Source organism: Bradyrhizobium sp. 138 (genome assembly GCF_023074075.1).
GTDB lineage: Bacteria > Pseudomonadota > Alphaproteobacteria > Rhizobiales > Xanthobacteraceae > Bradyrhizobium.
In genome coordinates, this window is sequence record NZ_JADPKT010000072.1 from 18,756 (window position 1) to 44,356 (window position 25,601).

Below are 25,601 nucleotides of genomic sequence, written 5' to 3' on the forward strand. Positions count from 1 at the left end.
GCTCGCGAGGCGGCTTCACTGACCTCCGATCAAGTGCATGTCACCGAACGTGACGGGCAGACTGCGCGTAATGAGATCGACGACGGCCGCGCGCAGGCGCTCGCTCGACGCGGCACCGCCCAGCGTCTCGTCTATCGGCCCGCTCGGACCGGCCAGTTGCATGGTTCCGGTGTTGTCGAGCGGCGCGGCCGCCCGCTTCTCGATCACGTCGAACGATCTGCCATCGATGATGCGAACTTCGTAGAGCGCGTGGATCATACCGTAGTCTGCAAGCAGCGTCCGGTATTCGGCAAGCCCGACGCCCTCGACGTTGCGACCGTTGCCGAGTTTCGATCTCGCCCGGGTGATGACGATGTACGCGTCCAGCCCCTGCGGGGCGACATCGCTGCGGACCAGTTCCTTGAACGGATCGCGGCGCAGGAGATTGACGGGCGCAACCGGCGAATCCCTGATTGCTGCGAACGCGGCGCGCCTGTAGCTCACCGGCTGCACGCGAAAGCGCCCGTCCAGCAGCCTGCTCGCCTGCTGGACGATCAAGTCGTCCAGCGCCCACGCGCTGATCGACAGGCTTTGCGCGGTGGCGCCCAGTCGGGTCAGACCGGCTTGCGTCAGACTCATCTCCTCGCCGATCGCCGAGACGATACCGACGGTCTTGATCGCCTGGAGACGGCTCGCGCGCGTCTCGAAGGCCGCGGCGGCGCCGAGAGCGACGCAAGCGGCGGCGAGGCCAATCCATAGAAAAGCGGTGCGGCGCATGGCCTATCGAATCCTGAAGTCGAACGAATAGGACGCACCGAGGCCGACGGTGGTCTGGTTCGACGATCCCCGCAGCTTCACCAGCGGGCTGTCCGCGGCATCACCGAGCAGCTTCTCATACTCGACATAGGCATGGACCTCCCACTGCCGATTGATGCGGTAGGAGATCTGGCTGCCGAAGCCGACCGAGTGTGCGCCACCTTTGGCATTGTAGGTCGGCAATCCCGATGCCAACGCCTGCACGGCGTCGACTCCGAAATAGGGCGCGGTCGCCTTGGTGCTCTTCCAGGTGAAGCGCGGACCGGCCGAGATGGTCAGCCTTTGAATCAGTGGCACGATGACGTCGGCGGAGACGTCGGCGACCGTGCCGGTATGCCCGCCGATGCCCTGGCGCAATTCGCTACGCAGGCGCAGCCAGTCGACGGGATAATATTCGACGAAGCCGCCCAGCTCGTAGGCGGCCTTGACGTCGCCAAGCCCGGTCAGCTCGGCATATTTGCCGCTCTTGCGCGACGAGACGTACTTGAACGCAGGCCCGGCGCGAAAATTGCCGACGTCCAGCAGCGCGATGCTGGCGCTGTCGCGCGGCCCCCGAAACTGGTCGACCGATCCGGCACGGCGGATGGCGAAGATCGGAATCGGGAGGAACTTTCCGTCCTTCGACCCGACGAAATCGGGCATGTACTGTCCGCCGATACCCACCATGACCGTCCAGTTTCCGGAGGGCGACGGCAGCATCGGCAACTCGAACGGCGGCGCCGGCAGCGTGACCGTGGTCTGCGCCGATGCGGCGTGAGGGATCGTCACGATCGCACCGAGTGCGGCAACGAGGGCGGTCGTCCGCCGCGCATTCACCGTGAGGCGGAAGGCGGCTTCGTCAAAATGCGTCATTACGGGGCCCCCGGACCGGCCTTGCTGGCCTGGTCGACTGATGTGGTTCGGAGCCCCAGCATGTGGTCCGGCAAAATTGCCCCAAGATTGCAAGGAGAGAGCCGCTGACCGGATCCGTTCCATTGTGCGACGGGCGCGGGCCACCGAACCAACATTGCCCGAACATTGCCGAGACGCGCTCCCGCGCCGAAACTTCGGCCGGCACCGCCGCCGGCCCGCTCGCGTCTGCCTTTCATTCGCCAAGCTCGCTGCCTTTATGGGAACCCTGCGCACGAGCCGAAACGCCAGACTTCGGCCAGGGAGCGTCACGCTCGGGGTTTGTTGCCCAGCAGAGTCTAAGGACGACCCGCGTGCGTTCCCTCGTGATCGAAGACGAACCGCAGATCGGCGCCTATGTCAGTCGCCTGCTCGGACAATTGCACGGAATCGTCGACATCGTCGGCTCGATCGCCGATGCACGTCAGGCGCTCGACAATTTCAAATATGATCTCGCGATCGTCGACCGGATGCTGCCCGACGGCGATGCGCTCCAGGTGGTCACGGCGTTGAGCCAGTCGTCGGAACGTCCCGCGATCATCATGCTGACCTCCAAGGACGCCAAGGAGGATGTCGTCGACGGCCTCAACGGGGGCGCCGACGACTATCTCGGCAAGCCGTTCGAGCCGCAGGAGCTGATCGCGCGGGTGCGCGCGGTGCTACGGCGGCCGCGGCTGCTCGCGCCTTCGGTGCTGTCGCTCGGCAATGTCGAGCTGCATCTCGGCAGCAACGAGGCCGTCGTCGCCGACACCAAGATCCTGCTGCGACGGCGTGAGGCGCTGATCCTGGGGGCGTTGCTGATGCGGCGCGACCGCGTCATCACCCGCGCCGCCCTGATCGAGGAGATCTACGGCTTCGACGACGAGATCGAGTCCAACACGCTCGAAGCGCAGGTCTCGCGCCTCCGCAAGAAACTGACCGAGCTCGGCGGCGACGTCGAGATCCGCAGCATGCGGGGCATCGGCTACATCCTGCGGCTGGCAACACCGCGATGAGGTCGATCGCCAGAACCTTTGCGCTGTCGCTCGGCATCGCCGCGACGACGATCTTCCTGATCATGGTCGGCATCTTCGTCACGCGCTACCCGCTGGAGGAACGCGAGTTCAGGGCCTGCAGGGTCGTGGCGACCGTTCTCGATCGTGCCACGCTGATCGAAGGGCAAAACCTGACGGTGCGTCCGACTCCCGCTCTTCAGGAATTGAAGGCGGACAGCCCGAACCTCTGGTACGTCGTGTCCGCCGGCGATCTCGTCAGCGAGTACGGCAGCGAGCACCGGCCACCGCTTCCGTTCGCATTCCCCTATCGCGGGCCCGTCGGCCTGTCGGTCTTCAGCACACTCGATCAGAACAGCACGTTTTGTCTCGCCGTTGCGCAACGGGGCTCCGTGCGGCTCTCGATGATGGCCGGCGAGCCTCAGGTTCGCTTTGGCCGGATTGCAAGAAGCTTCCTTGTCCGCAACATGTTTTCCATCCTCCTGGTGGCGCTGGCCTTTGCGGCAACCGTCGCGATCGGTTCGGCGCTTGCCGCGCGTTTCGTCTCACGCGGCATCGAGCGGGTCGCGCGGCGCGCCCTCGCGATCGATCCGTCGGCGCCGCAAGGACTGATATCCTTGTCCGAGGTTCCCTCGGAGCTGAAGCCGTTGGTCGAGGCGCTGAACCGCGCCTTCGGCGAGATCGACGCCTATATCAGGATGCAACGCCGCTTCCTCGGCAACGCCGCCCACCAACTCCGCACGCCGCTCACGCTGTTGCGTGCGAAGATCGAGGACGTGCCCGAGCCGGCGCTGAAGGCCGAATTGGTGCGCGACATCAGGCGCCTGACGTACCTGGTCTCGGCCATGCTCGACCTGGCCCGGCTGCAAAATCATGCGATCGTGAAGCGGCCGATCGATCTCGCCCAAATCACGCTCGACGTGCTGGCCGATTTCGGTCCCTCGGCACTGGACGCCGGCATCGAGCTCGCGCTGGAGCAAGACGGGAAAGGTCCGCTTCTGGTCCAAGGCGTGGACGCCGCGATTCGCAGTGCGCTTGCCAACCTCGTCGGCAACGCGCTCATTCACGCCCATGGCGCGCAACGCATCGTTGCCACGCTCAGCCGCGATGGCATCTCGATTCACGATGACGGTGCGGGCCTGCCCGGTGGCGCCGAACACGGGCTGACCGAGCCGTTTCAGACCGGCAACGCCGCCGCCGACGGCGCGGGCCTCGGCCTGTCGATCGTCCGCGAGATCATGGCCGCCCATGGCGGCGAGCTGGTCATTTCCTCCGCGCCCGGCCGTGGCACGACCGTGAGCCTGCGCTTTCCCGCGGCCACCGCGCCGGTCAAAGCCCCGCAGCTCGATCTGCAAGAGCACTAAGCAAGGCGCATCGTCGGTCCACGAAACCGTCCGGAAACATTGGCGCCAAATGCTTCTTGATCGTTTCGTCCTTTCGCATCAAGCAACCAATATGTGCGCCGGAGGCGATCGGAATGTTTGTACGCGAGCGAACCTGCTCCGGCGTCGACGCGACCAAACCTCCGATTGACATCTTCAACGGAGATTTTCCAATGCGTGCTCTCACAATGATTGCCGTCGCCAGCGCCGTGATTGCGAGCGCGACCGGTGCCTTCGCCACCGAGCTTCCCTCTTACGAAGTGACGTCGTTTCCGATCTCGACGACGCAAGTGCAGGTGCTCGGCGGCGCCGGCGTCGAGGAGCAGTCGGCCGCACCGACCATGATCGTCGCCGGCATGCCCGCCTCGCCCGCACAGCTTTCGGTGTTGTCGCCGCGGGTCAAGCGGCTGGCGAGCGCCGGTGCGACGAGCGAGCAGCGCTGATCGCGAGCGACGCAAGGCACACGACCTCATCTTGTCATTCACGCATTCGCGCGCCGGCATCAACCGGCGCGCGCTCGATTTATAGCAATACTAATTCCAAATCTGATGATTGAGGGACCATTGCGTCCTTCTCCACTTCAAGCCCGGGAATGCTCTTGTTAGTCGTGCCCGTCAGGAATGATGGGGTCGCGAATGACAACATATCTAAGGACGGCAACGAGATTGATCGGCGGCGCGCTGCCGCTGTTGGCGGGCCTGATCGACGCGGCGCCAGCCGAGGCGCAATCATCGTCGCAGGAATTGCCCGCCGTCGTCGTCGAACAGCCGTCGTCGCGATCGAAAGCCGGAGCACGTCCGCCCCGCTCGCAGCGGGCCGGGCAGACAGCGAACCGACGCCGTCAGACCCAGCCCGCACAGTTGAACGCCAATACACCGGCGGCGGGCGCTGCTGCTGCCGAGACCGCGACGGGCCCGGTGCAGGGCTATGTGGCAAGTCGCAGCGGCACCGGCACCAAGACCGACACGCCGCTCCGCGAGACGCCGCAGTCGATCAGCGTGGTGACCGCGGAGCGCATCATCGACCAGGGCGCGACCACCGTGCAGGAAGCGTTGCGCTACGTGCCAGGCGTGTTCGCCGACGCCTACGGCGCGGATTCGCGCGGCGACTATCCGCGCATCCGTGGCCAGGATCCGAACATCTATCTCGACGGCACGCGGATGGTGAACACCTGGAATTTCAATGAATGGCGCCCGGAGCCTTATACGCTGGAGCGTATCGAGGTTCTGCGCGGCCCCTCTTCCGTGCTCTACGGCGACACCTCGACGGCAGGCTTGCTGAACCTGATCTCGAAGCGGCCGCGGGCTGAATCCGCCAGCGAGATCGGCGTGCAATATGGCAGCTTCAACCGCAAGCAGGTGCAGCTCGACTCCACGGGAAAGCTGACAAAGGACGGCGAGTGGCTCTATCGCTTCATTGGCGTGTTCCGCGACAGCAACATGCAGACGGATTACGTCAAGGATGATCGCATCGTGCTCGCGCCATCGCTGACCTGGCGCCCGACCAACGATACCAGCTGGACCGTGCTCGGCACCTACCAAAAGGACACGAGCGGCTCCTCCACCGCGTTTCTGCCGCATGAAGGCACGCTCTATCCCGGCCCCAACGGCTTCATTCCGGTCAACCGCTTCGCCGGCGAGCCTGGCTTTGACAAATACCAGACCGAGACCGGGGCGATCAGCAGCTTGTTCGAGCACAGCTTCAGCGACGGCCTGAAGATCCGGCAGAACCTGCGCTACGCCCATGTCGAGGGCATCTACCGGTCAATGTGGCCGGATCTGAACTTCGTCGATCCAAGCGATCCGAACTATCCATTCCTCGATTCCAGCCGACGTACCATGGCACGCAGCGTATGGAGTCGTCAGACGGTCAAGGACAGCCTGACCTCAGACAGCAATGCCGAGCTGAAATTGCACACCGGGCCGGTCGCACACAAGGTGCTGTTCGGTATCGATTACCGCCAGATCAACGAGCGTGCGCAATCGGGCTTCGCCACGGACTCGACGCCGTTCGATCTCTACGCGCCGGTTTACAGCGGCGTGACGGCGCCGGCGATGTCTGCCGAACCCGATCTCCGTCAGACCCAGCTCGGCCTCTATGCACAGGACCAGTTGCGGCTCGGGCCATGGCTTGCGGTCTTCGGTCTGCGCCACGACTACGTCACCAGCGACACGCAGGGTTTACCGGTCGAGAACTACCAGGCGACCACCGGCCGTGCCGCGCTGATGTACGAACTGCCGTTCGGCCTCACGCCCTACGTCACCTATGCGCAGTCGTTCAACCCCATCTTCGGCGGGGGCATTTGCGCCACCGCGTGCGCGCCGCAACGCGGCGAGATGGTCGAGCTCGGCTTCAAGTACAATCCGACACCACGCAATGCGATCAACGGCGCAATCTTCGACATCACCGAGAAAAACCGGCTGACGAGCGATCCTGACAATCCCTTGCTCTCGATCCAGACCGGCAAGGTCCGGATCCGCGGCGCCGAGCTCGAGGTGCTCACGAACATTACTCCGGATCTCGATCTGATCGCCGCCTACACCTATCTCGATGCCCGCGTCGAAAGCGGCGACAATGCCGGCAAGCATGTCGAGACCGTGCCGGACCACCAGGCCTCGCTGTGGGCGAAATACCGCCTCACCTGGTTTGGCCTGCCGGGCGTCACCGTCGGCGGCGGCGTGCGCTACATCGGGCAATCCTGGGACGGCACCGACACCCTCCGCACGCCGGACTACACTTTGTTCGATGCCATGGTCCGCTACGACAATGGTCCCTGGCGGCTTCAGGTCAATGGCAGCAATCTCTTCGACAAGCGTCACGTCACCACGTGCCGTGCGCTCGGCGATTGCTTCCTCGGTATCGGCCGTACGGTGCTCGGCAGCGTGACCTACAGATTCTAGGACCGATCTCTACGTCATGCTGCCCGGCATGAAGCAGCGCACGCGCGGATGACCGTCGATATAGTGCTTCCACACCATGGTGCGGCCGATCTTGTTCGGCACGGTGATCACGGCACCATCGGGCACCACGACCCACTCGTCGTCGATGCGGACGCGGTAGCGACCGCGATCGGATTCCCAATCGGCGTCGGCAATGATGTAGCCGTCGGCGTCGGTGCAGCATTGTCCGAATTCGCTGTGCAGGCTTTCGAACCAGGGTTTCAACGGCGAGTTGGCGTAGCGCCCGTCATCGCGCGCCAGCGCCGAGGTCGCCAACACCGCTACCAGGCCCAGCGCTGTCAGGGCCAGCAACGGCGCTGCACCCAATCTTGCAAATCGCAATCTTGGAAGTCGCATATCGTCTCCGCGGGTCGAAGTGATCGCCGCGAGGGACGATGCGTGCCGCCCACCTTCCGCGGCTCAGCGAAAGGCCTAGAGGGCAGCGACTCATTCCCCCAGCCGCTTGCGGACAGCTATGCAAATCCGGCGCCAGCACGCATTCCGGGCAACTACTGGAGCGGGCCCGGGGCGCGTTCGTCTTTCGGCGAATAAATCGCTGCTGATCTTACTGCTTGGGCGCCGGCGCCATCATCCCGCCGCCGCTCTTCTTCGTCGCGGGTGCTGGCGGCTTGGTGGCCGCAGCCTGCGCGGGCAGATATTTTGCGACGATGGCGGGATCGACCTGGGCGATGTTGGCGTCAGGCAGGCGCGTCCAGGCCTCGTCCTTGCCGAGCAGCGAAATTCCGAGATAGCCGCGCAGCGTCAGGGTCTGGCCATCAGGACTGACCCTCATGTTGGCCTTCCAGATCTGGCCGTCACGCGGATTGAGCACGTTGCCGCCTTCGTACTTCATCCCTTCGCGCTTCATGTTGCGGACGAAGGAGATGCCGAGCACCGGCGCGTTCTTGCGATCGTCGGTGCACTTGCTGCAGACCTCGTTCGGGTCGTCGCCGGGCCGCGGGAAGGTTTTTGCGATCACGCCTTCGAAGACGCCGTTACGGTCGACGAAGAGGAACCATCCGACCGTCTTGCCGTCTTCGACCTTCTGCCACAGGCCCGCCGCCGTAGGCTCGGCGGTCTGCGCTGCGGACGGCGTCACCGTCGCGAGCGACAATGCCAGCGCGAGGAAGGGGAGCAGCCGAAAGCTGGAGGGATTCCGCATTAGATCACCTTGTTATTCCACGACCGGAATGGCCGCAGACTACGGCGATTTCGCGAACGGTTCCAGCACCAGAAACATGGGGCATTGCCTTCCCGCCCCGCCGCATCAGTTGACACCGAGTTTCTTTTGCAGGCTGGAGGACGAGGTCGTGTACTGGAACACGAGCCGCTTCTCCGGATAGACGTAGCGATGGGCTTTTTGCGACATCAGCGCGCCCTCGTGGAAGCCGCACAGGATCAGCTTGAGCTTTCCGGGATAGGTGTTGATGTCGCCGATCGCGAAGATGCCCGGCACGTTGGTCTCGAACGCGGATGTCTCGACCGGCACCAGATTGTTCTCCAGCGCAATGCCCCAGTTCGCGACCGGACCGAGCTTCATGGTCAGTCCGAAGAACGGCAGCATGGTGTCGCAGGCAATGTCGATCACAGCGTTGTCGTTGCCCTTGATGGTGGCGCCGGTGAGCTTGCCCTCGGCGCCGGAAAGAGCGGTGACCTGGCCGAGCCGGAGATCCATCTTGCCAGCGGCGACCAGCGCGCGCATCTGCTCGACGCTGTGGGGCGCGGCGCGAAACTCGTCGCGCCGGTGCAACAGCGTGATGCGCTTCGCGATCGGATGCAGATTGAGCGTCCAGTCGAGCGCGGAATCGCCGCCGCCGACGATCAGCACGCTCTTGTCGCGGAACGTTTCCATCTTGCGCACGGCGTAATGGACTGACGTGCCTTCATAGGCCTCGATGCCCGGCACCGGCGGACGCTTGGGCTGGAACGAGCCGCCGCCGGCCGCGATCACCAGCACCTTGCACTCGAACACCTTGCCCGCATCCGTGGTGCAGCGAAACAGGGGATCGCCGATCTTCTCCACGGTCTCGACCATCTCGCCGAGATGGAAGGTCGGATGGAACGGCTTGATCTGCTCCATCAGAGCGTCGGTGAGCCCCTGCCCCGAAACCTGCGGAATGCCGGGAATGTCGTAGATCGGCTTTTCCGGATAGAGCTCGGCGCACTGGCCGCCGATCTTGTCGAGGATGTCGACGAAATGCGCCTTCATGTCGAGAAGGCCAAGCTCGAAGGCGGCGAACAGACCGCAGGGGCCGGCGCCAATAATCAGCACATCGGTTTTGATCGCGTCGCTCATGTCGTCTCTTTGTCTGTGGTTATCAGCTGGACGGCGCCCTTTGGGCAGAGGTGACCCTGCCTGTCTAGCCAACGGGGATGGATCAGGGAAGGCATAAAAGCGGGAGCACCCCGCAACCGCGCCCACTTGCCGGGGCAGGATAACTGGGCTGTAACGAGCGAGGATATGACGGAGATCAATCGGTGAACGCACCAAGTCGCCTCGATACGACGCCGCGCCTGGAGGACTACCCCTACCGCCTCAGCGACAACGTCCGCTTCGGCGATCTCGATCCCAACCAGCACGTCAACAACGCGGTCTACGCCACCTATTTCGAGACCGGCCGTGTCACGCTGATGAAGAGCCCGGAGTACGGGCTGACGCCGCCAGGGCTCGCCTGGATCATGGTGCGGCTCGACATCCATTTCCGCGCCGAGCTGCACTGGCCGGGCACGATCGAGCTCGGCCTCGGCGTGGTGAAGTTAGGGCGAACGTCGGTGACCTTCGAGCAGGTGGTGTTTTCGGAAGGGCGATGCGTGGCGTCGGCGCAGGCCATCGCCGTCATGATCGATGAGGCCTCGCGCCGGCCGACACCGCTGACCGACGAGGTGATCCGCAATCTCAAGCCGTGGTGGCGGCGCGGAGCGGGCGAACCATGATGCGCCACGCGGCGCTCTGGCTTGTGCTGGCCGTTCTGGCCGCGCAGCCCTCCGTGGCCGAGGACTACCATCGGGAGGATCTGCGCATCGCGATGCCGGCGGCGGGCCCGCGCGGCCTCGAAGCGTTGCTGATCCGCCCCGCGGGCACACAGGCTTATCCGCTCGCGCTGATCAGCCACGGCACGGCCACGGATGCAGTGCAGCGGCGCGATCTCACCCCTTACCGCTTCTACCAACAGGCCGTCGCATTCGCACGCAGGGGATTTGCCGCGCTCGTCGTGATGCGTCGCGGCTACGGCGACTCGGGCGGCACTCACGCGGAGCGCGCCGCCTGTTGCGCCACCGCAAGCATTCTGCGCACGGAAAGAATGGCTGCGGACGATCTGCGCGCCGCGGTTGCAGCCATGGAGCATCGCCCTGATGTCAGCTCGCACGGAATGATCGCGGTCGGAGTTTCCACGGGAGGCCTCGCAACCGTCGCACTGACGACGAACCCGCCCCCTGGCCTCGCGGCGGCGATCAGCTTCGCCGGCGGCATTCGTCGCGACAACGCGAGCGATGCCCAGAAAACTGCCGACCAGGCGGGATTGGTCGACGCGTTCCGCACGCTGGGCGCAACGTCGCACGCACCCATGCTGTGGGTCTATGCGGCCAACGACAGCTATTTCAGTCCGGAGCTTGCCGGCCAAGCGTTCGACGCGTTCTCAGCCGCCGGTGGACGCGCGCAGCTGATCGAGGCACCGGCTTTCGGCAATGACGGCCATGATCTGTTTCATGGCGGCGTCACGGTCTGGCAACCGATGGTGGACGCCTTTCTGCATCAGCAAAATCTGGGCAGAAGTAAACCTCTGGCAGCGCCGCTCCTGCCCGATCTGCCGGTTCCGCCGCAATTCGGCAGCCGAGGGCGCGCGGCCTTTTCGGAGTACATGGCCGAGGGCCAACACAAGGCATTCGCAGTCTCGAAGAACTTCTATGGCTACTCGGTCGGTCGGCGATCGGTCGAGGATGCCAAACAGCGCGCGCTATCCGGATGCGGGAAACTCGCGCCCGATTGCGCGCTATATGCGGTCGACGATCAGCTCTCTGGACCGGCGACGGCCGCCGCTGAGCCCGTCAGGCCTGACGTTCCGGCGTCGTCACGATGAGACCGTCGAGATCGTCGGAGACCTTGATCTGGCAGGACAGGCGCGAATTCGGGCGCACATCGAAGCCGAAGTCGAGCATGTCCTCCTCCATCGGCGTCGGGCTGCCGACCTTCTCGCGCCAGGCTTCGTCGACATACACATGGCAGGTCGCGCAGGCGCAGGCGCCGCCGCATTCGGCCTCGACACCGGGAATGCTGTTGCGGATCGCGGCTTCCATCACGGTTGCGCCGTTCTCGATTTCCACCGTGCGGGTTTCGCCCTTGTGGTCGACAAAGTGAATCTTGGCCATGTGTGCTCGTGCTGCCGCGGTGCTGGAATGAAGGAGGGTCCGGGCTGTCCTATAACGGGTCGATCAGCCCGGCGCCATAGGGTTTTGATGCGAAGTGAATCCCGCTTTGCGGCAAGAAAATGCGTCAAAACAAGCAACTAGAGGCCGGCTCGGCCGCTTGGCCTCAAGCCTTCAGGATGGCCTCGATGGCGGCGCGGGCCTCGGTCACGGCCTCCTTCAGCGCGGCGAAGGCATGGCGCTCGTTGTGACCGGTCTGGATCGCGGTTTCCAGGCTCGCTGCGGCATCCGCCACCGCAAAAGCGCCGATCCCGCGGGCCGAGCCCTTGAGCTTGTGGGCAAGTGCACTGGCATCAGTCGGCAGCATCGCCATCGCCGCCATCAGGCGGACCGCCTGCTCGGCGAACATGGCCAGCACTTCCTGTTCCAGCTCCGCGTCGCCGAGCGTCATCCGGGAGAGGTGGTCGAGGTCGAGCGGGCTGTCGATGGGTGCAAGCGGGGGCGAGGGCATCCAGTCCATCCGTTGCAGTTCAGGCGTCATGGCGCAGGCCCCGGCATAGCGCGATGGTTCCGCCGGTCCGGCGGTAGTTTCTCCTTACCCAAGCATGGAAATGGTTAACGAAATGTTTGGGCTGTTTGACGCAGATCTGCCGGTTTATTGACGAAAAGTTGCCGCAATCGGCCGAGACCGGTGGAGAATTTCATTGATTGCTAAGGCGTTAGGGCGCGATCCTGTTAACGATGATTAAGATTGTCTTAATCGCGGGCATTTCATTCGCGACGCTCTGCCAATAGGATGTTGCAGAAATTGGCGGACAAGCCGTCCGGGTGGGGACGGCTCGGAGATCCGCGCAAGCGGCATGATCCGGTCTGTGGGCTTGCGTAGCGCGCAGGGCTCGCGGGGGGACGCGTACAAGTAACGAGGGCTCGGACTGAACATGGCGAACACTCCGAAAAAGGTCAAAGACCCCACAGAAGTTGCGCTTTCTGCGATCCAGGAAGCCCTCAACATCAGCGACACGGCTGCGGACACCAGCCGCAACGCCTCGATGCGCAACGAGACGGCGTCCTCGGTGGCGCCGCCGGCGCCCCCGATCTTCGACGAGCCGAGCTTCGAGCCGCGCCCCGCCGCCAACGAACGGTCGACCGTGTTCGATCCGGTCGAGGAGCCGCGCTCTTCGCGCCGCGCCGCCAATGACGACCGCGAGACCATCGGCCAGCTGCTCCAGGCGCTGCAGAAGGGCCGCCCTGCCCGCAGCGTCTATACCTTCGCCACCATCTTCGCCGGCGTCTGGCTCGCTGCCTGCGCTGCGCTGACGTTCGGCTTCCTGCCCTCGATACAGGCCGCCATGGGCCAGAGCGGCGGCGTGCTCGTCATCGCCGGCCTGATCGCGATGTTCTTCGCGCCGATCATGCTGTTCTACTTCCTCGCCAGCCTGGTCTGGCGCGGCCAGGAAATGCGCATGATCGCGCAGGCGATGGCGCAGGTCGCGATCCGCTTCTCCGAGCCCGAAGGCTCGGCCTCCGATTCCATGGTCACCGTCGGCCAGGCCATCCGCCGCGAGGTCGCGGCGATGGGCGACGGCATCGAGCGTGCGATCGCGCGTGCCGGCGAGCTCGAGACGCTGGTCGCCAACGAGGTCGCCGCGCTCGAACGCGCCTATTCCGACAACGAAGTGCGCATCCGCGCCCTGCTCCAGGACATCGCGCATCAGCGCGACAATCTGGTCGGCCAGGCCGAGCAGGTCCGCAGCGCCATCTCCGGCGTGCAGATCGATCTGCGCCACGACATCGCGCTGATCTCGGACGCGATCGCCTCACGCGTCGACGAAGTCGCCAAGTCCATCACCGGTGCGCTGGAAGAGCGCGGCGCCCACATCACCAGCGCGCTGAGCAATGCCGGCGACAACATGATCCTGGCGCTCGGCGAACGCGGCGGCGACCTGCTCGACCGCCTCGAGGAGGCCAGCAACGAGACCACGCGCGCGGTGCTCGACGCCAGCGAGCGGCTGACCACCAGCCTCAACTTCAAGACCGGCCACGTCCACGACGAGTTCGTCGACCTCGCCGACCGCGTCCACGAGATGCTGAACGAGCGCATCGACCGCATCACCGGCGAATTCGAGCAGCGCTCCGCCGCGATCGTCGACGGCATCTCCGAGCGCACCGAGCAGGTGCACGACAGCTTGAAGAATTCCTCGGACTCGCTGCTGCTCGAGCTCGAGCTGCGCTCCAACGACCTCTCCTCCAAGATCGACGACGCCGGCAACCGCCTCGCCGGCCAGATCATGACGAGCGGCGACAAGGCGAGCGAGGCGCTCGACGCCACCGTCAACACCCTCGTCGCCAAGGTCGTCAGCCAGACCGAGACCGCGCACGACTCGCTGTCGCTGCAGATGAGCGCGTTCGACGAGCTGGTGCGGAACCAGGGCACCGAGCTGGTCGAGAAGTTCGCCCGCGACTCCGGCACGCTGGGCGCCCTGATCACGCGCCACATCTCCGAGTTCGACCGCACCGTGAAGACCTTCGGCGGCGAGATCGTCGAGCGCATGGGCCAGCGCACGCAGGACATCCATGAGTCGCTCAAGACCTATGTCGACAATTTCGACACCCGCTTCACCGCGAACGGTGGCGAGATCACGGCCGTGCTCGACCAGCGCCTGGTGCAGTTCGAAACCACGATCGGAGAACGCGTCAGCAATCTCGACGCCTCGCTGAACGGCAAGATCTCCAGCCTCGACTCGACGATCGAAGGCCACATCAAGACCTTCGACGAGCAGCTCGGCGGCCGCGTCACCGCGCTCGAACAGTCGTTCGACACCCGTGCGAAGTCGGTCACCGAGACCGTCGACAGCCGTCTCGACACGCTGGCGACCACACTGACGGACGGCGCCACGCAGGCGATCCAGTCGATCGACTCCCGCCTCACCCACCTCACGACCTCGCTGACCGATGGCGCATCCCAGACCATCCAGTCGATCGACACGAGGCTGACCCACCTCACGACGACGCTCACCGGCGGCGCGTCGCAGGCGCTCGAGTCCATCGACTCCCGCCTCACCTACCTCACCACCGCGGTGACGAACGGCGCTTCGCAAGCGGTGCAGTCGATCGACACGCGCCTGACCCTCCTGACCTCGACCCTCACGGACGGCACCGCCCAGGCGATCGACGCGGTCGACCGCCGCATCACCGGCGTCACCGAGATCATCGACGGCCGCAGCACGCACCTGACCGACACGGTCACGGCGCGCTTCCAGGAGATCCATCAGGTCATCGAGACCAAGGTCGGCTCGGTCGCCAGCGACATCGACGTGCGCGTGGCGCAGTTCGAGGATCTGCTCGGCTCGCGCGTCGAGGCCGTCGCCGGCCGCATCGAGAGCAGCGGCCGCCAGGCCAGCGAGGACATGATGTCCCGCGCCGAGATGATCTCGACCGCGATCCGCTCGCATGTCGAGGACGCCGAGCGTTCGCTCACCAACCTCGTCGTCAACACCAGCGAGACGATCCAGACCGGTGCGCGCACCGCCCAGCAGTCGCTGATGACGGTCTCCTCCGACGTCAACGCCCAGCTCAAGATGACCTCCGCCGAGGTCGAGCGCGCGCTGACCGCGGTCGGCACCGGTTCGGCGAACTCGATCCTGAACAGCGCCCGCGAGGCGCAGTCGACCCTGGTCGCAGCGTCGGGCGAAGCCTCCAGCCAGATCAAGGGGCTCGCGGCCGACGTCGAACGCACGCTGTCGGCGGCAGGCTCCGCCACCGCGGCCTCGATCCTGGCCGGCGCCCGCGAGGTCCAGACCACCCTCGTCACGGCGTCCTCGGACGCGGCCAACCACGTCAAGACGCTCACCGCCGACGTGCAGCGCTCGCTGTCGCTGGCCGGCTCCACCACGGCGGAATCGATCACCGCTGGCGCTCGCGATGCGCAGAGCACGCTGATCGCGGCCTCGGCCGAGACCGCCAACCAGATCAAGGCGCTGTCCTCCGACGTGCAGCGTTCGCTCACGATGGCCGGCACCTCGACCGCCGAGATCCTCACCAGCGGTGCCCGCGAGGCCCAGAACACCCTGGTTGCCGGATCCTCGGATGCGGCGGCCCAGGTCAAGTCGCTCACGGCCGATGTGCAGCGCTCGCTCTCGATGGCCGGCACCTCGACCGCCGAAACCATCACCGCCGGCGCTCGCGAGGCGCAGAACGTGCTGGTGACGGCGTCCTCGGAGGCGGCGAACCAGGTCAAGTCGCTCGCGGCCGAAGTGCATCGTTCGCTCTCGCAGGTCGGCCAGTCGACCGCCGAGACCATCACCACCAGCGCCCGCGATGCCCAGACCACCCTGCTCACGGTCTCGGCCGAACAGACCAGCCAGGTCCGTTCGCTCGCGGCCGAGATGCAGCGCGCGCTGGCGACCGCCGGCGGTGCCACCATCGAGGCGCTCACCAGCGGCGTGCGCGAGGCCCAGGGATCGCTGATCTCCGCCTCGACTGACGCGGCGAGCCAGATCAAGTCGCTGACCACCGATATCGAGCGTACGCTGACCGCGGTCGGCGCCGACACCGCCTCGACCATCCTCAACAGCGCACGTGAGGCCCAGACCTCGCTGACCTCGACCTCGGCGGATGCCGCGAGCCAGATCCGCACGATCTCGACCGAGATCGAGCGTACGCTGAGCGCGGCCACCGCGAACGCGACCAACGACATCCAGACCAGCGCGCTCAACGCCCAGAACGCGCTGATCACGGCCTCCAACGAGGCGAGCTCGCGGGTCAAGTCGAGCTCGTCCGACGTCGAGCGCTCGGTGCTCGCCGCCAGCTCCAGCTTCGGCCAGGCCATGACCGGCAAGACCGACGAGATCGTCACCTACGTGCAGCAGCAGGCCGACCGCCTGTCGAACATGATCGATGCCAAGCGCGGTGCGCTGGTCGATGCGATCGGCTCGAAGACCAGCCAGCTCACGCTCGACATCGACCGCGTCACCTCGGACGCACTGAAGTCGATCGAGACGCGCGGCCAGGCCTTCTCGCAGACCATGATGGGCAACGGCTCGGAAGTCGCCCGCACCATCAACGCGGCGAGCGAGATCGCCACCAGCGCGGTCGGCAAGTCGCTCAAGGACCTCGAGCAGGCCTCGCGTTCCGCGATCGACCAGTCGCGCCAGGTCTCGATTGCGGCCGTCACCGAGATGCAGGAGACCAGCAAGATCCTGCGCACCGACACGGTGGCGCTGTTCGAGCGTCTGCGCGAAGGCAACATCCTGCTCCAGGAGGTGCTGACCGGTGCGCACGACAACCTCAACTCGCTCGAGCGGGCGCTGGTGACCCGTGTCGCCGACTTCGTCTCGGCGATGAACGACGTCACCTCGCGCAACGGCGCGGCGACGCAGAACCTGGAAGAGCAGCTCAACGTCTTCAACAGCAAGACCACGAAGGCGCTGCAGGATCTCGGCGAGCTGTCGACCCAGTTCGACGCGCACGGCAAGGCGCTGGTCGACGCCGCGCAGGTCGTCGAGCAGAGCAACAAGAACACCACCGCCTCGCTCGCCGAGCGCAAGCAGGCGCTGGAATCGCTCGTCACCACGATCGACCTGCGCACCGCCGATCTCGACCAGCGGCTGTCGCGCTTCACCGGCCTGCTCGATGAATCGCTCGCCGCGGCCGAAGAGCGCGCCCGCGACATCGCCCGCGTCGTCGCCGAGACCGCCGGCGCAGGCTCGGCCGCGATCACCCGCCAGTTCGAGGCGGTGCGGTCGGCGTCCGAGGAAGAGCATCGCCAGACCATCGAGGCGATGCACGACATCTACCGCCAGACCACGGACGAGGCGGACGCGATGTTCAAGCAGTCGACGGAGAAGTTCACCAACCTCGTCTCCAGCATGAAGCAGATGGCCTTCGAGATGCACAACGAGCTCGAAGCCACCCGCAACGAGCTGCGCCGCGGCGTGCTCGAGATGCCGCAGGAGGCCGCCGAGAGCACGGCGCAGATGCGCAAGGTGATCGTCGACCAGATCGAGGCTCTCGCCGAGCTCAACCGCATCGTGGCCCAGCATGGCCGCGGCCTCGACGTCACCACGACGAGCCGTGCCAGCGTGCAGCGCCAGGAAGAGCCGATGATGGCCGCGGTCGGCGTCCGCGCCACTGAGACCCGGATGCGGGACACCGGCAGCGCCTCGACGCTGCCGCCGCCGGACTTGGGCATGCCGGCCGCGCGCCGCACCGAAGCACCGCCGGTCGCGCCTGCGGGCAACGATCAGGGCCGTGACGGCTGGCTGTCGGACCTGCTCAACCGGACCGACGCCAATCAGGGCGCACCGACTGGTCAGGCTTCCCGTGGCCGCGCCGCACCCGCGCCGCAGCCGCAGGCTCCGCAAGCAAGCAGCAATCCGCTGGAATCGCTGTCGCTCGACATCGGCCGGCTGATGGACCGCAACCTCGCCGCCGAGATGTGGGACCGCTACCAGCGCGGCGAGAACAAGGCCTTCACCAAGCGCCTCTACACGCCCGCCGGCCAGAAGGCCTTCGACGAGGTCGCCCGCAAGTACCGCGCCGACCGCAACTTCAAGGGCACCGTCGACCGCTACGTCGCCGAGTTCGAGCGCCTGCTCGACGAAGTCGCCCGCGACGGCCGCGGCCCGCAGGAGCTGCGCAGCCACCTGACCTCGGAGACGGGCCTGGTCTACACGCTGCTGGCGCATGCAGCGGGGCGGCTGGGGTAAGCGGCTCGCGAATGGCGAGTGGCGAATAGCGAATGAAAGACGGAGCCCTCGCGGGCTCCGTTTTTGCTTGAGGGCGTCGTTGCGAGGAGAGATCGTAGCCCGCATGGCGCGCAGCGGAATGCGGGGAGCCAAGCAAAGAGCCCCGCATTACGCTTGCGCTCCATCCGGGCTACGAGAGCGACACATCCTCGCTCTCGTGCCCCGGACGCAGCGCAGCGCCCTTCGGCGGTGCGCTGCAGAGCCGGGGCCCATGTTGCAGCGGACGGTGTGGCTTGCTGGGTCCCGGCTCTGCGCAGCAGCGTTACACGCTGCAGCGCGTCCGGGACATGAGAGTGCGCGGCAACCCCACCTTGAGCCGTCATTGCGAGGAGCTCTTGCGACGAAGCAATCCAGACTGCCACAGCGGAGACGGTCTGGATTGCTTCGCTTCCACCTTCGCTCTTCGAGCTACGGCGGACAAGTCGCTCGCAGCCCGGACGACCGCCCCAGGACAGTTCGGAAACACGCCCCGCATCGACGACAAGTACCGATAGCGATTGGTCACCCGAGATGGGTTGACGATAACGGCTTGGTTGGTAGTGATTCGATAGGGATTGCACACACCGTTGGGCGGCCTTCGTCAGAAGGCAATCGTCGATTTGCTAAGTCGGTCCGACTAAATTCATGCCGTACTGTTGGGAAGCCAGCTCAATAAACGACTGAATGGTTTCTGATGATTCCTTACGACACGTTTCGGCATCGCCAACGATCATCAAAAAACCTAGCTTTCCAGATCGGTAGTATATTCCAACTCCTCTCGTCCCTGTGCAGGACGAAAGAAGAGAAAAGCCCGATTGCCCCTCTTCTGCACTGAGAGATACTATGCCGGCTTGCATGTACTCCAACTTGCCGGATGGCCATGCATCGCAAACCCGAATGACATTCCCGCCGATAGCGCCCACAGCCGTGTTCCTCTGCTGAACAAGTTCTTCCATGGCCGAGCTGACTTCCATAAATTCGATCTGACCTTTACTGTCGCTCGTCTTTTCGATCTGGAAAGTCCCATCGGGCTGCTGCACGTACTGTTCTTTAGGCGGGTCATACGGCTTTCTTAGTGCGTTCATCTGCTTATATTGAGCCTGGTCCCCAATGTACGCCCGCTCGCAGCGCTGTATACCTTCGGCGGTGATGTGGGCTAACCCATTGCTGCTAACGCCCAATTGCAGAACGAGAAATTCACAGTCCGGTTTTTCATCAGCCGCAGAGCTTAGGCTTTGCTGGTAGTCGTCCGACAGCTTCGCGCAGACGTCTACGTCAGGATCGGTCTGCAACGCACGCCACACGTTGGAGACTATACTTAGAGCCGTCTCGGCAGAGTTCGAGGACGAAAAGCCAATCGCAATCTTGTCATTCAGAATTTGAATCTTGAGACCGTGGAATTCGCCATTTACAGCACCAGTTGGATTTCCCTTAACCTCTAGTAATGGGGTTAGCAGGGTATCTCCCACCATGAAGCCTATTTCTGCATTGGCCATCCCGACTATGAGCGTCATAAGTCTCTACTCCAACCATTTCGCTCGTGGGCATCGTACCCGCCGTCGCCACGGCCAGCCTACTTTCTCTCTTTAACGAAGCACAACGTCTGTTCGGATGGACGGTTGTGGCGCAGGCATTCGCTTTCGCGAAGTCGTACGCTGCTTTTCTTGCGCCGTCGTCAGGCTCACCGGGTGGGAAAAGATCGGCGAATGTGTCGTGATGAATACAACACGCCGCCCCGGGCGCGAGCGCACTCAATTCCGCCTTCAGATCAGATAAAGTGAAAGCCACAAAATAGCTCCTCGTTTGTAAGGCGAGCTCGTCCAAAAAGGCAACTCTTACGTTTACTCGTTTGCCACGTGAGGTGCAAATTTGCACGAACCATCCATCCCCATGAGGAACGGCAGAAGGTCTTTGACGAAGCCGCCCGCGACGGCCGCGGCCCGCAGGAGCTGCGCAGCCACCTGACCTCGGAGACGGGCCTGGTCTACACGCTGCTGGCCCATGCGGCGGGACGGCTGGGGTAAGCAGCAACTGGCGAATAGCGAATAGAAAGCGGAGCCCTCATGGGCTCCGTTTTTGTTTGGGCTCGTCGTTGCGAGGAGAGATCGTAGCCCGCATGGCGCGCAGCGGAATGCGGGGAGCCAAGCAAAGAGTCCCGGATTACGCTAGCGCTCCATCCGGTCTACGAGAGCGGCGGACACTCTCTCCACATCGTCATTGCGAGGAGCCCTTGCGACGAAGCAATCCAGACTGCGCCCACGGAGACGGTCTGGATTGCTTCGCTACGCTCGCAATGACGTGGGTTAGAGCTGCGCAGACCGCTACTGCTACCGCCGGCCGTTCGCGGCGGGCGTGGGCTTCGGCGGCTCGGGCGGCGGGGCGGGTTGCGACGAGTTGCTGGCGCCGAACAGCACGCGGGTGGGGTTGCGGTCGAAGTTGTTCACGGCGCGGCTGATGTCGCCGAGGGTGCGGCGGCCGTCGGACATCAACGCACCGGAGCGCTTGTCGAAATCGTCGGCGAGCTCGCGGATCGACTTCACCGCCTGGAACAGCTCGCCGCCGTCCTTGCCGCCGGCGAGCGTGTTGAGGCCGAGCATGAGATTGTCGGCCTTGAGCATGACGCCGTCGACCTTGGCCATCACGCCGTCGATCTTCTCGGAGTTGCGCGCGAGCGAGTTGGTGAAGGTCTCCAGATTCTTCAGCGAGTTCTTCACCGATTCCTGATTGTCGGCGACGATCTTGTTGATGTTCTGCAGCGTGCCGCGGATCGCCTCGGTGACGTCCTGCAGCTTGTTGGGGTCGGCGGTCAGCGTCGGGATGCCGTCCTGGTCGAGCGGCGGCGGTGCCGCGGCCTCGTCGCCGCCCTTGAGCGAGATCGCGGCAACGCCGGTGAGGCCCTGGAATTCGAGGCCGACCAGCGTGTCCTTGCGGATCGGGGCATTGTTCTCGATCATGGCGAGTGCGACAACCCGCCGCGGGTTGTCCAGCTTCACCGAGACCACCTCGCCCACCCTGATACCGTTGAAATTGACGCTGCCGCCATTGCGCAGGCCCGCCGCCGGGCCCTCGAACACAACGCGCAAGGGGCTGCGCTGCTTGGTGGTGTGCAGCGACTGAAACCACAGCACGAAGCCGATCGCCGCGGCGATCACCGCCAGCGTGAACGACCCGATCAAGACGTAATTCGCCCGCGTTTCCATCAGGTGCTCCGGCTACTCATCCCAGCTACTCAACCCAGCTCTCAACCCATGACCGCGCGGGCGCGCTTGCCATGGAAATACTGCCTCAGCCAGGGATGCTGCGAGGCCTGCATGTCGGCGATCGACCCTGCCGCAATGATCTTACCGTTCCCTAAAACGGCGATGCGGTCACACGCTGTGTAAAGGCTGTCGAGGTCGTGGGTTACCATGAAAACCGTCAGCCCCAAAGTGCGCTGGAGCGTCCGGACCAGCTCGTCGAAATCGCCGGCGCCGATCGGGTCGAGGCCCGAGGTCGGCTCGTCCAGGAAGACGAGGTCCGGATCGAGCGACAGCGCGCGCGCCAGCGCCACGCGCTTGATCATGCCGCCTGAGAGCTCGGACGGGAAGCGCTCGGCGACCTCAGGCTTGAGGCCGACCATGGTGAGCTTGGCCATGGTGATCTCGTCCATCAGCCGCTGCGAGACCCGCAAATATTCGCGCATCGGAAACTGGATGTTCTGCCGCACCGTCAGCGAGGAGAACAGCGCGCCCTGCTGAAACAAGACGCCCCAACGCCGCTCGACGTTGCGGCGCTGCGAGGTGCTCGAGGAATCCAGGTCGACGCCGAACACCTCGATGGAGCCAGCGACCTTCGGCACGAGGCCGATGATGGTGCGCGTCAGCACCGACTTGCCCGCGCCCGATGGGCCGACAAATCCCAAAATCTCGCCGCGCTTGACGTCGAGGTTGAGGCCGTCGAGCACGCGTGTCGAGCCGAACTGCACGGTGATATCGCGCACGCGGATGATGGGATTTTGCATCTCGCCTGTCATCGTCACATCCCGATCGAGGCGAAGAAGATGGCGAAGACACCGTCCATGACGATGACGAAGAAGATGCCCTTCACCACCGAGGCGGTGGTGTGCTGTCCGAGCGATTCCGCGCTGCCCTGCACCGCGAGCCCTTCGACGCAGGCGACGATGCCGATCACCGCGGCCATGACCGGGGCCTTGACGATGCCGACGATGAAATGGTCGATCGAGATGGCATCGCGCAGGCGCAGCAGGAAGGCCTCGGGCTCGACGCCGCCATAGAGCCAGGCGACGAGCCCGCCGCCATAGAGCGCGGCCATCGCGCCGAGGAATGCGAGGATCGGCAGCGCCAGCACGAGGGCCATCATGCGCGGCAGCACCAAGACCTCGATCGGATCGAAGCCCATGGTGCGCAGTGCGTCGATCTCCTCGCGCATCTTCATCGAACCGAGCTCGGCGGTGTAGGCGCTGCCCGAGCGGCCCGCGACCATGATCGCGACCAGGAGCACCCCGATCTCGCGCAGCACCAGCACGCCCAGCATGTCGACCACGAAGATGTCGGCGCCGAATCTTCGGAAATGGAAGATGCCTTGTTGCGCGATGATGCAGCCGATCAGGAAGGTGATCAGCACGATGATCGGCACCGCGCGCCAGCAGACCTGCTCCATGTGATGCACGGTCGAGGTCAGGCGAAACGAGCGCGGGTGGATCAGGACGCGAAACCATGCCGCGAGCACGGCACCAAGCATGTCGACGAGGCCGGCGACCGTCCCGCCCACACCGGCCACGGTCCGGCCGATCTGCTCGAGCATGCCGGTGATGGTCACCGTGCCGCTGTCGACCGCGGTCGTCGCTCTGACCCGCCGCACCTCGTCGACCAGGCTGGAATAGTTGGCGGAGAGCCCCGCGATCTGCGCCTCGACGGGCCCTTTGGTCAGGCTGCGGCGCAGCCGCTCGATCAGCCAGGCACCGAACGTGTCGAGCTTGGCGACCTCGGAGACGTCGATGAAGATGCTCTGGGGACTGCCAGCGAGCTTCTCGGCGTCGGCCACGATCCGCTCCAGGACCGGCGCGAAGCTCGCGGTCCAGGTCCCAGTGGCGCAAAGTGCCAGCGCGTTGCCCTTGGCGATCCGTTCCAGCTTCGGATCGCTGTTCAAGATGTCCGCTCCCGTGCCGGGGCGGAGAAAATCAGATGGTTGCGCACGCGCCCTTACCCAGAGAAGGTATCCCCAAGTGGTTAATGTTAGTTGCTAGAGGTAACTAGCAGGTTCAGATTTCGCCAGAGTTCAAAATGACTTCCATGAAATTTGCGTCCCTGGCGGCGCGAATCGAGCGCTTCCCGATCGCGGGCAGCTTTACCATCAGCCGGGGGGCCAAAACCGAGGCCGTGACTGTCGTGGCGGAGGTCAGCCGGGACGGGCTGACCGGCCGCGGCGAGTGCGTGCCCTATTCCCGCTATGGCGAGACGCCGGAGGCGACGCTCGCGGCCATCCAGGCGATGCAGGAGGTCGTGGCCGGCGGTATCAGCCGGCAGGCCCTGCAGGCGGCCATGCCGCCTGGGGCGGCCCGCAACGCCCTGGATTGCGCCTTGATCGACCTGGAGGCCAAGGCGGCGGGCCTGCGGGCCTGGAGCCTGCTCGACCGCCCCCTGCCGGGGAAGCGCATCACCGCCTACACGATCTCGTTAGGGACCCCCGAGGCCATGGCCGCGGCGACCGCCAAGGCGGCGCACCGGCCGCTGCTCAAGATCAAGCTCGGCGGCGACGGCGATCCCCAGCGGATCGCGGCGGTGCGCAAGGCCGCGCCCGAATCCGAGCTGATCGTCGATGCCAACGAAGCCTGGACCGAGGCCAATCTGGAAGCCAATCTCGCCGCCTGCGCCGCCGTCGGCGTGACCCTGGTGGAGCAGCCGCTGCCGGCCGGGAAGGACGAGGCGCTGGCGCGGATCAAGCGGCCGCTCGCAGTCTGCGCCGACGAGAGCGTCCACGATCGCGCCTCGCTTGCGCCCTTGCGCGAACGCTACGACGCCGTGAACATCAAGCTCGACAAGACCGGCGGCCTCACTGAAGCGCTGGCCATGGCCGATGCGGCGCAGTCGCTCGGCTTCGAGATCATGATCGGCTGCATGGTCGCGACCTCGCTGTCGATGGCGCCGGCGATGCTGGTGACGCCGCAGGCGCGCTTCGTCGATCTCGATGGTCCCTTGCTGCTCGCGCGCGACCGCGATCATGGGCTACGTTACGACGACAGCCTGGTCTATCCGCCGGATGCCTCGCTGTGGGGCTGAGCATTGAGCCGATGCCGTGCCGACCAGATCAGGAGCGCGCCACCAGCAGCCATCGCGGCCATGACGTAGTACAGGCCGTCGCCGATGCGGGCGTAGATCGCGCCTGACGCGATCGAGGTGGTCGCGCCCAAGAGGCCGTTGCAGGCGGCGTAATAGCCCTGCCCCCGCGCGATCTGATGCGAGGGCACGCGCTGCACCAGCAGATTCATGGTGCCGACGATGGTCATGCCGAAGCTGAGGCCGTGGCCGAGCTGCACGATCGCGAGCAGCGCCAGCGGCGGCTCGCTCGCGGTGACGATCCAGCGCACCACCGCGCTCAAACCTCCGATCGCGATCATCGTGGATGGATGCAGCGAGAAGCGCGGCGACAGCGCGAACACGACGATCTCGGCGATGACGCCCAGCGTCCACAGCCCCGCGATCGTCAGCCCACTGATGCCATGGAGCTGCCAGTTGATGGCCGAGAAGGTGTAATAGGCGACGTGACTGCCCTGGATCAGCGCGGCCGAGGCGATGATCGCCCAGAAGCCGGCATCGCGCAGCAGCGCCTTGCCGGCATGCCGCTCCGTCGTCCTGCGCCTGACATCGTCGAGCGGCTGAAGCAGCAGACTGACTGCGACCGCAACGACCGCCCATGCCACGATGATCCAGATCAGGTCGCGGGCGGCGATGCTGTCGATGAGATAGCCGCAGGCGAGCGAGCCGGCGGCGAAGGCCGCCGAGCCCCATAGCCGCAGCGGTCCGTAATCGAGCCCGTAACGGGCGACGCCGCGTAGCGCATAGGCGTCGGTCAGCGGCATCGTCGGCGTCCACATCATGCAGGTCAACGCATAGATCAGAAACAGCGCCAGCGGCTGCTGCTGCAGGCCGACTGCCGTAAATCCGATCGCCGTCGCCAGCACCGACACCATCATGGCGGCTCGGATGGCATGCCGCTTTTCGGCAAAGGCGGTCACTTGCGGCAGCGTGGTGAAGCGCGTGATCGCCGGCAGCGCGTTGATGAGCCCGATCCAGGCGGCATCGATGCCGATCGCCTTCAGCCACACCGGAAAGAACGGCAGATGCGTGCCCGAGACCGCGAAGACGGCCGAATAGAACAGGGCGAGGCTGACGGCGAATCGCCGTTTCCTGGATGCCGCGATGGGGATTTGTGATTCGGACTGCATCAAACCAATTGCGATTCGGTCGATATCGTGGTGATCGTTACAATAACGCGTAGTGATTTGCGCGAAGAGAT

At 65.0% G+C, this 25,601-nt stretch carries 21 protein-coding genes; 9 read left to right on the forward strand and 12 right to left on the reverse strand.

Annotation, left to right across the window (positions count from 1 at the left end):
* Nucleotides 1–15: 15 nt before the first annotated feature.
* Nucleotides 16–756: a hypothetical protein gene (locus IVA79_RS24335; RefSeq protein WP_247557627.1), complete on the reverse strand. Its 741-nt coding sequence runs from the start codon at nucleotides 754–756 to the stop codon at nucleotides 16–18.
* A 3-nt stretch (nucleotides 757–759) separates the two neighbouring features.
* Nucleotides 760–1,647, reverse strand: coding sequence for a MipA/OmpV family protein (locus IVA79_RS24340; RefSeq protein ID WP_247557629.1), 888 nt, complete (start codon nucleotides 1,645–1,647; stop codon nucleotides 760–762).
* Nucleotides 1,648–1,997: 350 nt separating this feature from the next.
* Between IVA79_RS24340 and IVA79_RS24345 the strand changes: the two genes are divergently transcribed.
* From IVA79_RS24345 to IVA79_RS24360, 4 genes are all read left to right on the forward strand, one after another.
* Nucleotides 1,998–2,678, forward strand: coding sequence for a response regulator transcription factor (locus tag IVA79_RS24345; protein WP_247557631.1), 681 nt, complete (start codon nucleotides 1,998–2,000; stop codon nucleotides 2,676–2,678).
* Nucleotides 2,675–4,039 (forward strand): HAMP domain-containing sensor histidine kinase, encoded by a 1,365-nt coding sequence (locus tag IVA79_RS24350; protein WP_247557633.1) that lies wholly within the window; start codon nucleotides 2,675–2,677, stop codon nucleotides 4,037–4,039. Before IVA79_RS24345 ends, IVA79_RS24350 begins: the two co-directional genes overlap by 4 nt.
* A 191-nt stretch (nucleotides 4,040–4,230) precedes the next feature.
* Complete coding sequence (locus tag IVA79_RS24355; RefSeq protein WP_247557635.1) at nucleotides 4,231–4,500, forward strand: hypothetical protein; 270 nt, start codon at nucleotides 4,231–4,233, stop codon at nucleotides 4,498–4,500.
* 192 nt (nucleotides 4,501–4,692) lie between these two features.
* The gene (locus IVA79_RS24360) at nucleotides 4,693–6,957 is read left to right on the forward strand and encodes a TonB-dependent siderophore receptor (RefSeq protein WP_247557637.1); all 2,265 of its coding nucleotides are present in this window, start codon (nucleotides 4,693–4,695) and stop codon (nucleotides 6,955–6,957) included.
* A gap of 9 nt (nucleotides 6,958–6,966) precedes the next feature.
* On the opposite strand, the gene IVA79_RS24365 is transcribed toward IVA79_RS24360, so the two are convergent.
* The 3 genes from IVA79_RS24365 to IVA79_RS24375 all read right to left on the reverse strand — a co-directional run bounded on the left by IVA79_RS24365 (nucleotide 6,967) and on the right by IVA79_RS24375 (nucleotide 9,292).
* A complete protein-coding gene (locus tag IVA79_RS24365) occupies nucleotides 6,967–7,338 on the reverse strand; it encodes a hypothetical protein (protein ID WP_247557907.1) in 372 nt (123 codons plus the stop codon).
* A 223-nt stretch (nucleotides 7,339–7,561) separates the two neighbouring features.
* Nucleotides 7,562–8,158, reverse strand: a complete 597-nt coding sequence (locus IVA79_RS24370; RefSeq protein ID WP_247557639.1) for a DUF2147 domain-containing protein — start codon at nucleotides 8,156–8,158, stop codon at nucleotides 7,562–7,564.
* Between the two features lie 105 nt (nucleotides 8,159–8,263).
* Nucleotides 8,264–9,292: an NAD(P)/FAD-dependent oxidoreductase gene (locus IVA79_RS24375; protein ID WP_247557641.1), complete on the reverse strand. Its 1,029-nt coding sequence runs from the start codon at nucleotides 9,290–9,292 to the stop codon at nucleotides 8,264–8,266.
* Nucleotides 9,293–9,474: 182 nt separating this feature from the next.
* Between IVA79_RS24375 and IVA79_RS24380 the strand changes: the two genes are divergently transcribed.
* A complete protein-coding gene (locus IVA79_RS24380; protein WP_247557643.1) occupies nucleotides 9,475–9,930 on the forward strand; it encodes a thioesterase family protein in 456 nt (151 codons plus the stop codon).
* On the forward strand, nucleotides 9,927–11,075 hold the full coding sequence (locus tag IVA79_RS24385) for a CocE/NonD family hydrolase (RefSeq protein WP_247557645.1): 1,149 nt from the start codon (nucleotides 9,927–9,929) through the stop codon (nucleotides 11,073–11,075). Before IVA79_RS24380 ends, IVA79_RS24385 begins: the two co-directional genes overlap by 4 nt.
* On the opposite strand, the gene IVA79_RS24390 is transcribed toward IVA79_RS24385, so the two are convergent.
* Complete coding sequence (locus IVA79_RS24390) at nucleotides 11,044–11,364, reverse strand: 2Fe-2S iron-sulfur cluster-binding protein (RefSeq protein WP_247557647.1); 321 nt, start codon at nucleotides 11,362–11,364, stop codon at nucleotides 11,044–11,046. The two genes, IVA79_RS24385 and IVA79_RS24390, sit on opposite strands and share 32 nt — an antisense overlap.
* A gap of 163 nt (nucleotides 11,365–11,527) precedes the next feature.
* Nucleotides 11,528–11,902, reverse strand: a complete 375-nt coding sequence (locus IVA79_RS24395) for an Hpt domain-containing protein (RefSeq protein WP_247557649.1) — start codon at nucleotides 11,900–11,902, stop codon at nucleotides 11,528–11,530.
* Between the two features lie 397 nt (nucleotides 11,903–12,299).
* Here IVA79_RS24395 and IVA79_RS24400 point away from each other — a divergent pair, with 397 nt between their 5' ends.
* Nucleotides 12,300–18,068 carry an apolipoprotein A1/A4/E family protein gene (locus tag IVA79_RS24400; RefSeq protein WP_247557651.1) on the forward strand — a complete coding sequence of 1,923 codons (5,769 nt, stop codon included), beginning with the start codon at nucleotides 12,300–12,302 and terminating at the stop codon, nucleotides 18,066–18,068.
* A 641-nt stretch (nucleotides 18,069–18,709) separates the two neighbouring features.
* Here IVA79_RS24400 and IVA79_RS24405 read toward each other — a convergent pair.
* Nucleotides 18,710–19,600: a hypothetical protein gene (locus tag IVA79_RS24405; protein ID WP_247557653.1), complete on the reverse strand. Its 891-nt coding sequence runs from the start codon at nucleotides 19,598–19,600 to the stop codon at nucleotides 18,710–18,712.
* 342 nt (nucleotides 19,601–19,942) lie between these two features.
* Between IVA79_RS24405 and IVA79_RS24410 the strand changes: the two genes are divergently transcribed.
* On the forward strand, nucleotides 19,943–20,110 hold the full coding sequence (locus IVA79_RS24410) for a hypothetical protein (protein ID WP_247557655.1): 168 nt from the start codon (nucleotides 19,943–19,945) through the stop codon (nucleotides 20,108–20,110).
* 303 nt (nucleotides 20,111–20,413) lie between these two features.
* On the opposite strand, the gene IVA79_RS24415 is transcribed toward IVA79_RS24410, so the two are convergent.
* From IVA79_RS24415 to IVA79_RS24425, 3 genes are read right to left on the reverse strand one after another with little or no spacing between them, the layout of a single operon-like run.
* Entirely contained in the window at nucleotides 20,414–21,286 is an 873-nt protein-coding gene (locus tag IVA79_RS24415) for an MlaD family protein (RefSeq protein ID WP_247557657.1), read from the reverse strand.
* Between the two features lie 41 nt (nucleotides 21,287–21,327).
* The gene (locus IVA79_RS24420; RefSeq protein ID WP_247557659.1) at nucleotides 21,328–22,098 is read right to left on the reverse strand and encodes an ABC transporter ATP-binding protein; all 771 of its coding nucleotides are present in this window, start codon (nucleotides 22,096–22,098) and stop codon (nucleotides 21,328–21,330) included.
* Nucleotides 22,099–22,100: 2 nt separating this feature from the next.
* A complete protein-coding gene (locus IVA79_RS24425) occupies nucleotides 22,101–23,234 on the reverse strand; it encodes an ABC transporter permease (RefSeq protein ID WP_247557661.1) in 1,134 nt (377 codons plus the stop codon).
* A gap of 134 nt (nucleotides 23,235–23,368) precedes the next feature.
* Here IVA79_RS24425 and dgcA point away from each other — a divergent pair, with 134 nt between their 5' ends.
* On the forward strand, nucleotides 23,369–24,364 hold the full coding sequence (gene dgcA / locus IVA79_RS24430) for an N-acetyl-D-Glu racemase DgcA (RefSeq protein WP_247557663.1): 996 nt from the start codon (nucleotides 23,369–23,371) through the stop codon (nucleotides 24,362–24,364).
* Here the strand turns inward: dgcA and IVA79_RS24435 are convergent.
* Entirely contained in the window at nucleotides 24,334–25,530 is a 1,197-nt protein-coding gene (locus IVA79_RS24435) for a major facilitator superfamily domain-containing protein 6 (RefSeq protein WP_247557665.1), read from the reverse strand. The genes dgcA and IVA79_RS24435 overlap by 31 nt on opposite strands.
* Nucleotides 25,531–25,601: the final 71 nt, after the last annotated feature.

What these genes read in the sequence shown, in the direction of transcription:
- IVA79_RS24335 (WP_247557627.1), bottom strand. Translation starts at nt 756, where the DNA reads ATGCGCCGCACCGCTTTTCTATGGATTGGCCTCGCCGCCGCTTGCGTC.
- IVA79_RS24340 (WP_247557629.1), bottom strand. Translation starts at nt 1,647, where the DNA reads ATGACGCATTTTGACGAAGCCGCCTTCCGCCTCACGGTGAATGCGCGG.
- IVA79_RS24350 (WP_247557633.1), top strand. Translation starts at nt 2,675, where the DNA reads ATGAGGTCGATCGCCAGAACCTTTGCGCTGTCGCTCGGCATCGCCGCG.
- IVA79_RS24355 (WP_247557635.1), top strand. Translation starts at nt 4,231, where the DNA reads ATGCGTGCTCTCACAATGATTGCCGTCGCCAGCGCCGTGATTGCGAGC.
- IVA79_RS24360 (WP_247557637.1), top strand. Translation starts at nt 4,693, where the DNA reads ATGACAACATATCTAAGGACGGCAACGAGATTGATCGGCGGCGCGCTG.
- IVA79_RS24370 (WP_247557639.1), bottom strand. Translation starts at nt 8,158, where the DNA reads ATGCGGAATCCCTCCAGCTTTCGGCTGCTCCCCTTCCTCGCGCTGGCA.
- IVA79_RS24375 (WP_247557641.1), bottom strand. Translation starts at nt 9,292, where the DNA reads ATGAGCGACGCGATCAAAACCGATGTGCTGATTATTGGCGCCGGCCCC.
- IVA79_RS24385 (WP_247557645.1), top strand. Translation starts at nt 9,927, where the DNA reads ATGATGCGCCACGCGGCGCTCTGGCTTGTGCTGGCCGTTCTGGCCGCG.
- IVA79_RS24390 (WP_247557647.1), bottom strand. Translation starts at nt 11,364, where the DNA reads ATGGCCAAGATTCACTTTGTCGACCACAAGGGCGAAACCCGCACGGTG.
- IVA79_RS24395 (WP_247557649.1), bottom strand. Translation starts at nt 11,902, where the DNA reads ATGACGCCTGAACTGCAACGGATGGACTGGATGCCCTCGCCCCCGCTT.
- IVA79_RS24400 (WP_247557651.1), top strand. Translation starts at nt 12,300, where the DNA reads ATGGCGAACACTCCGAAAAAGGTCAAAGACCCCACAGAAGTTGCGCTT.
- IVA79_RS24405 (WP_247557653.1), bottom strand. Translation starts at nt 19,600, where the DNA reads ATGACGCTCATAGTCGGGATGGCCAATGCAGAAATAGGCTTCATGGTG.
- IVA79_RS24415 (WP_247557657.1), bottom strand. Translation starts at nt 21,286, where the DNA reads ATGGAAACGCGGGCGAATTACGTCTTGATCGGGTCGTTCACGCTGGCG.
- IVA79_RS24420 (WP_247557659.1), bottom strand. Translation starts at nt 22,098, where the DNA reads ATGACAGGCGAGATGCAAAATCCCATCATCCGCGTGCGCGATATCACC.
- dgcA (WP_247557663.1), top strand. Translation starts at nt 23,369, where the DNA reads ATGACTTCCATGAAATTTGCGTCCCTGGCGGCGCGAATCGAGCGCTTC.
- IVA79_RS24435 (WP_247557665.1), bottom strand. Translation starts at nt 25,530, where the DNA reads ATGCAGTCCGAATCACAAATCCCCATCGCGGCATCCAGGAAACGGCGA.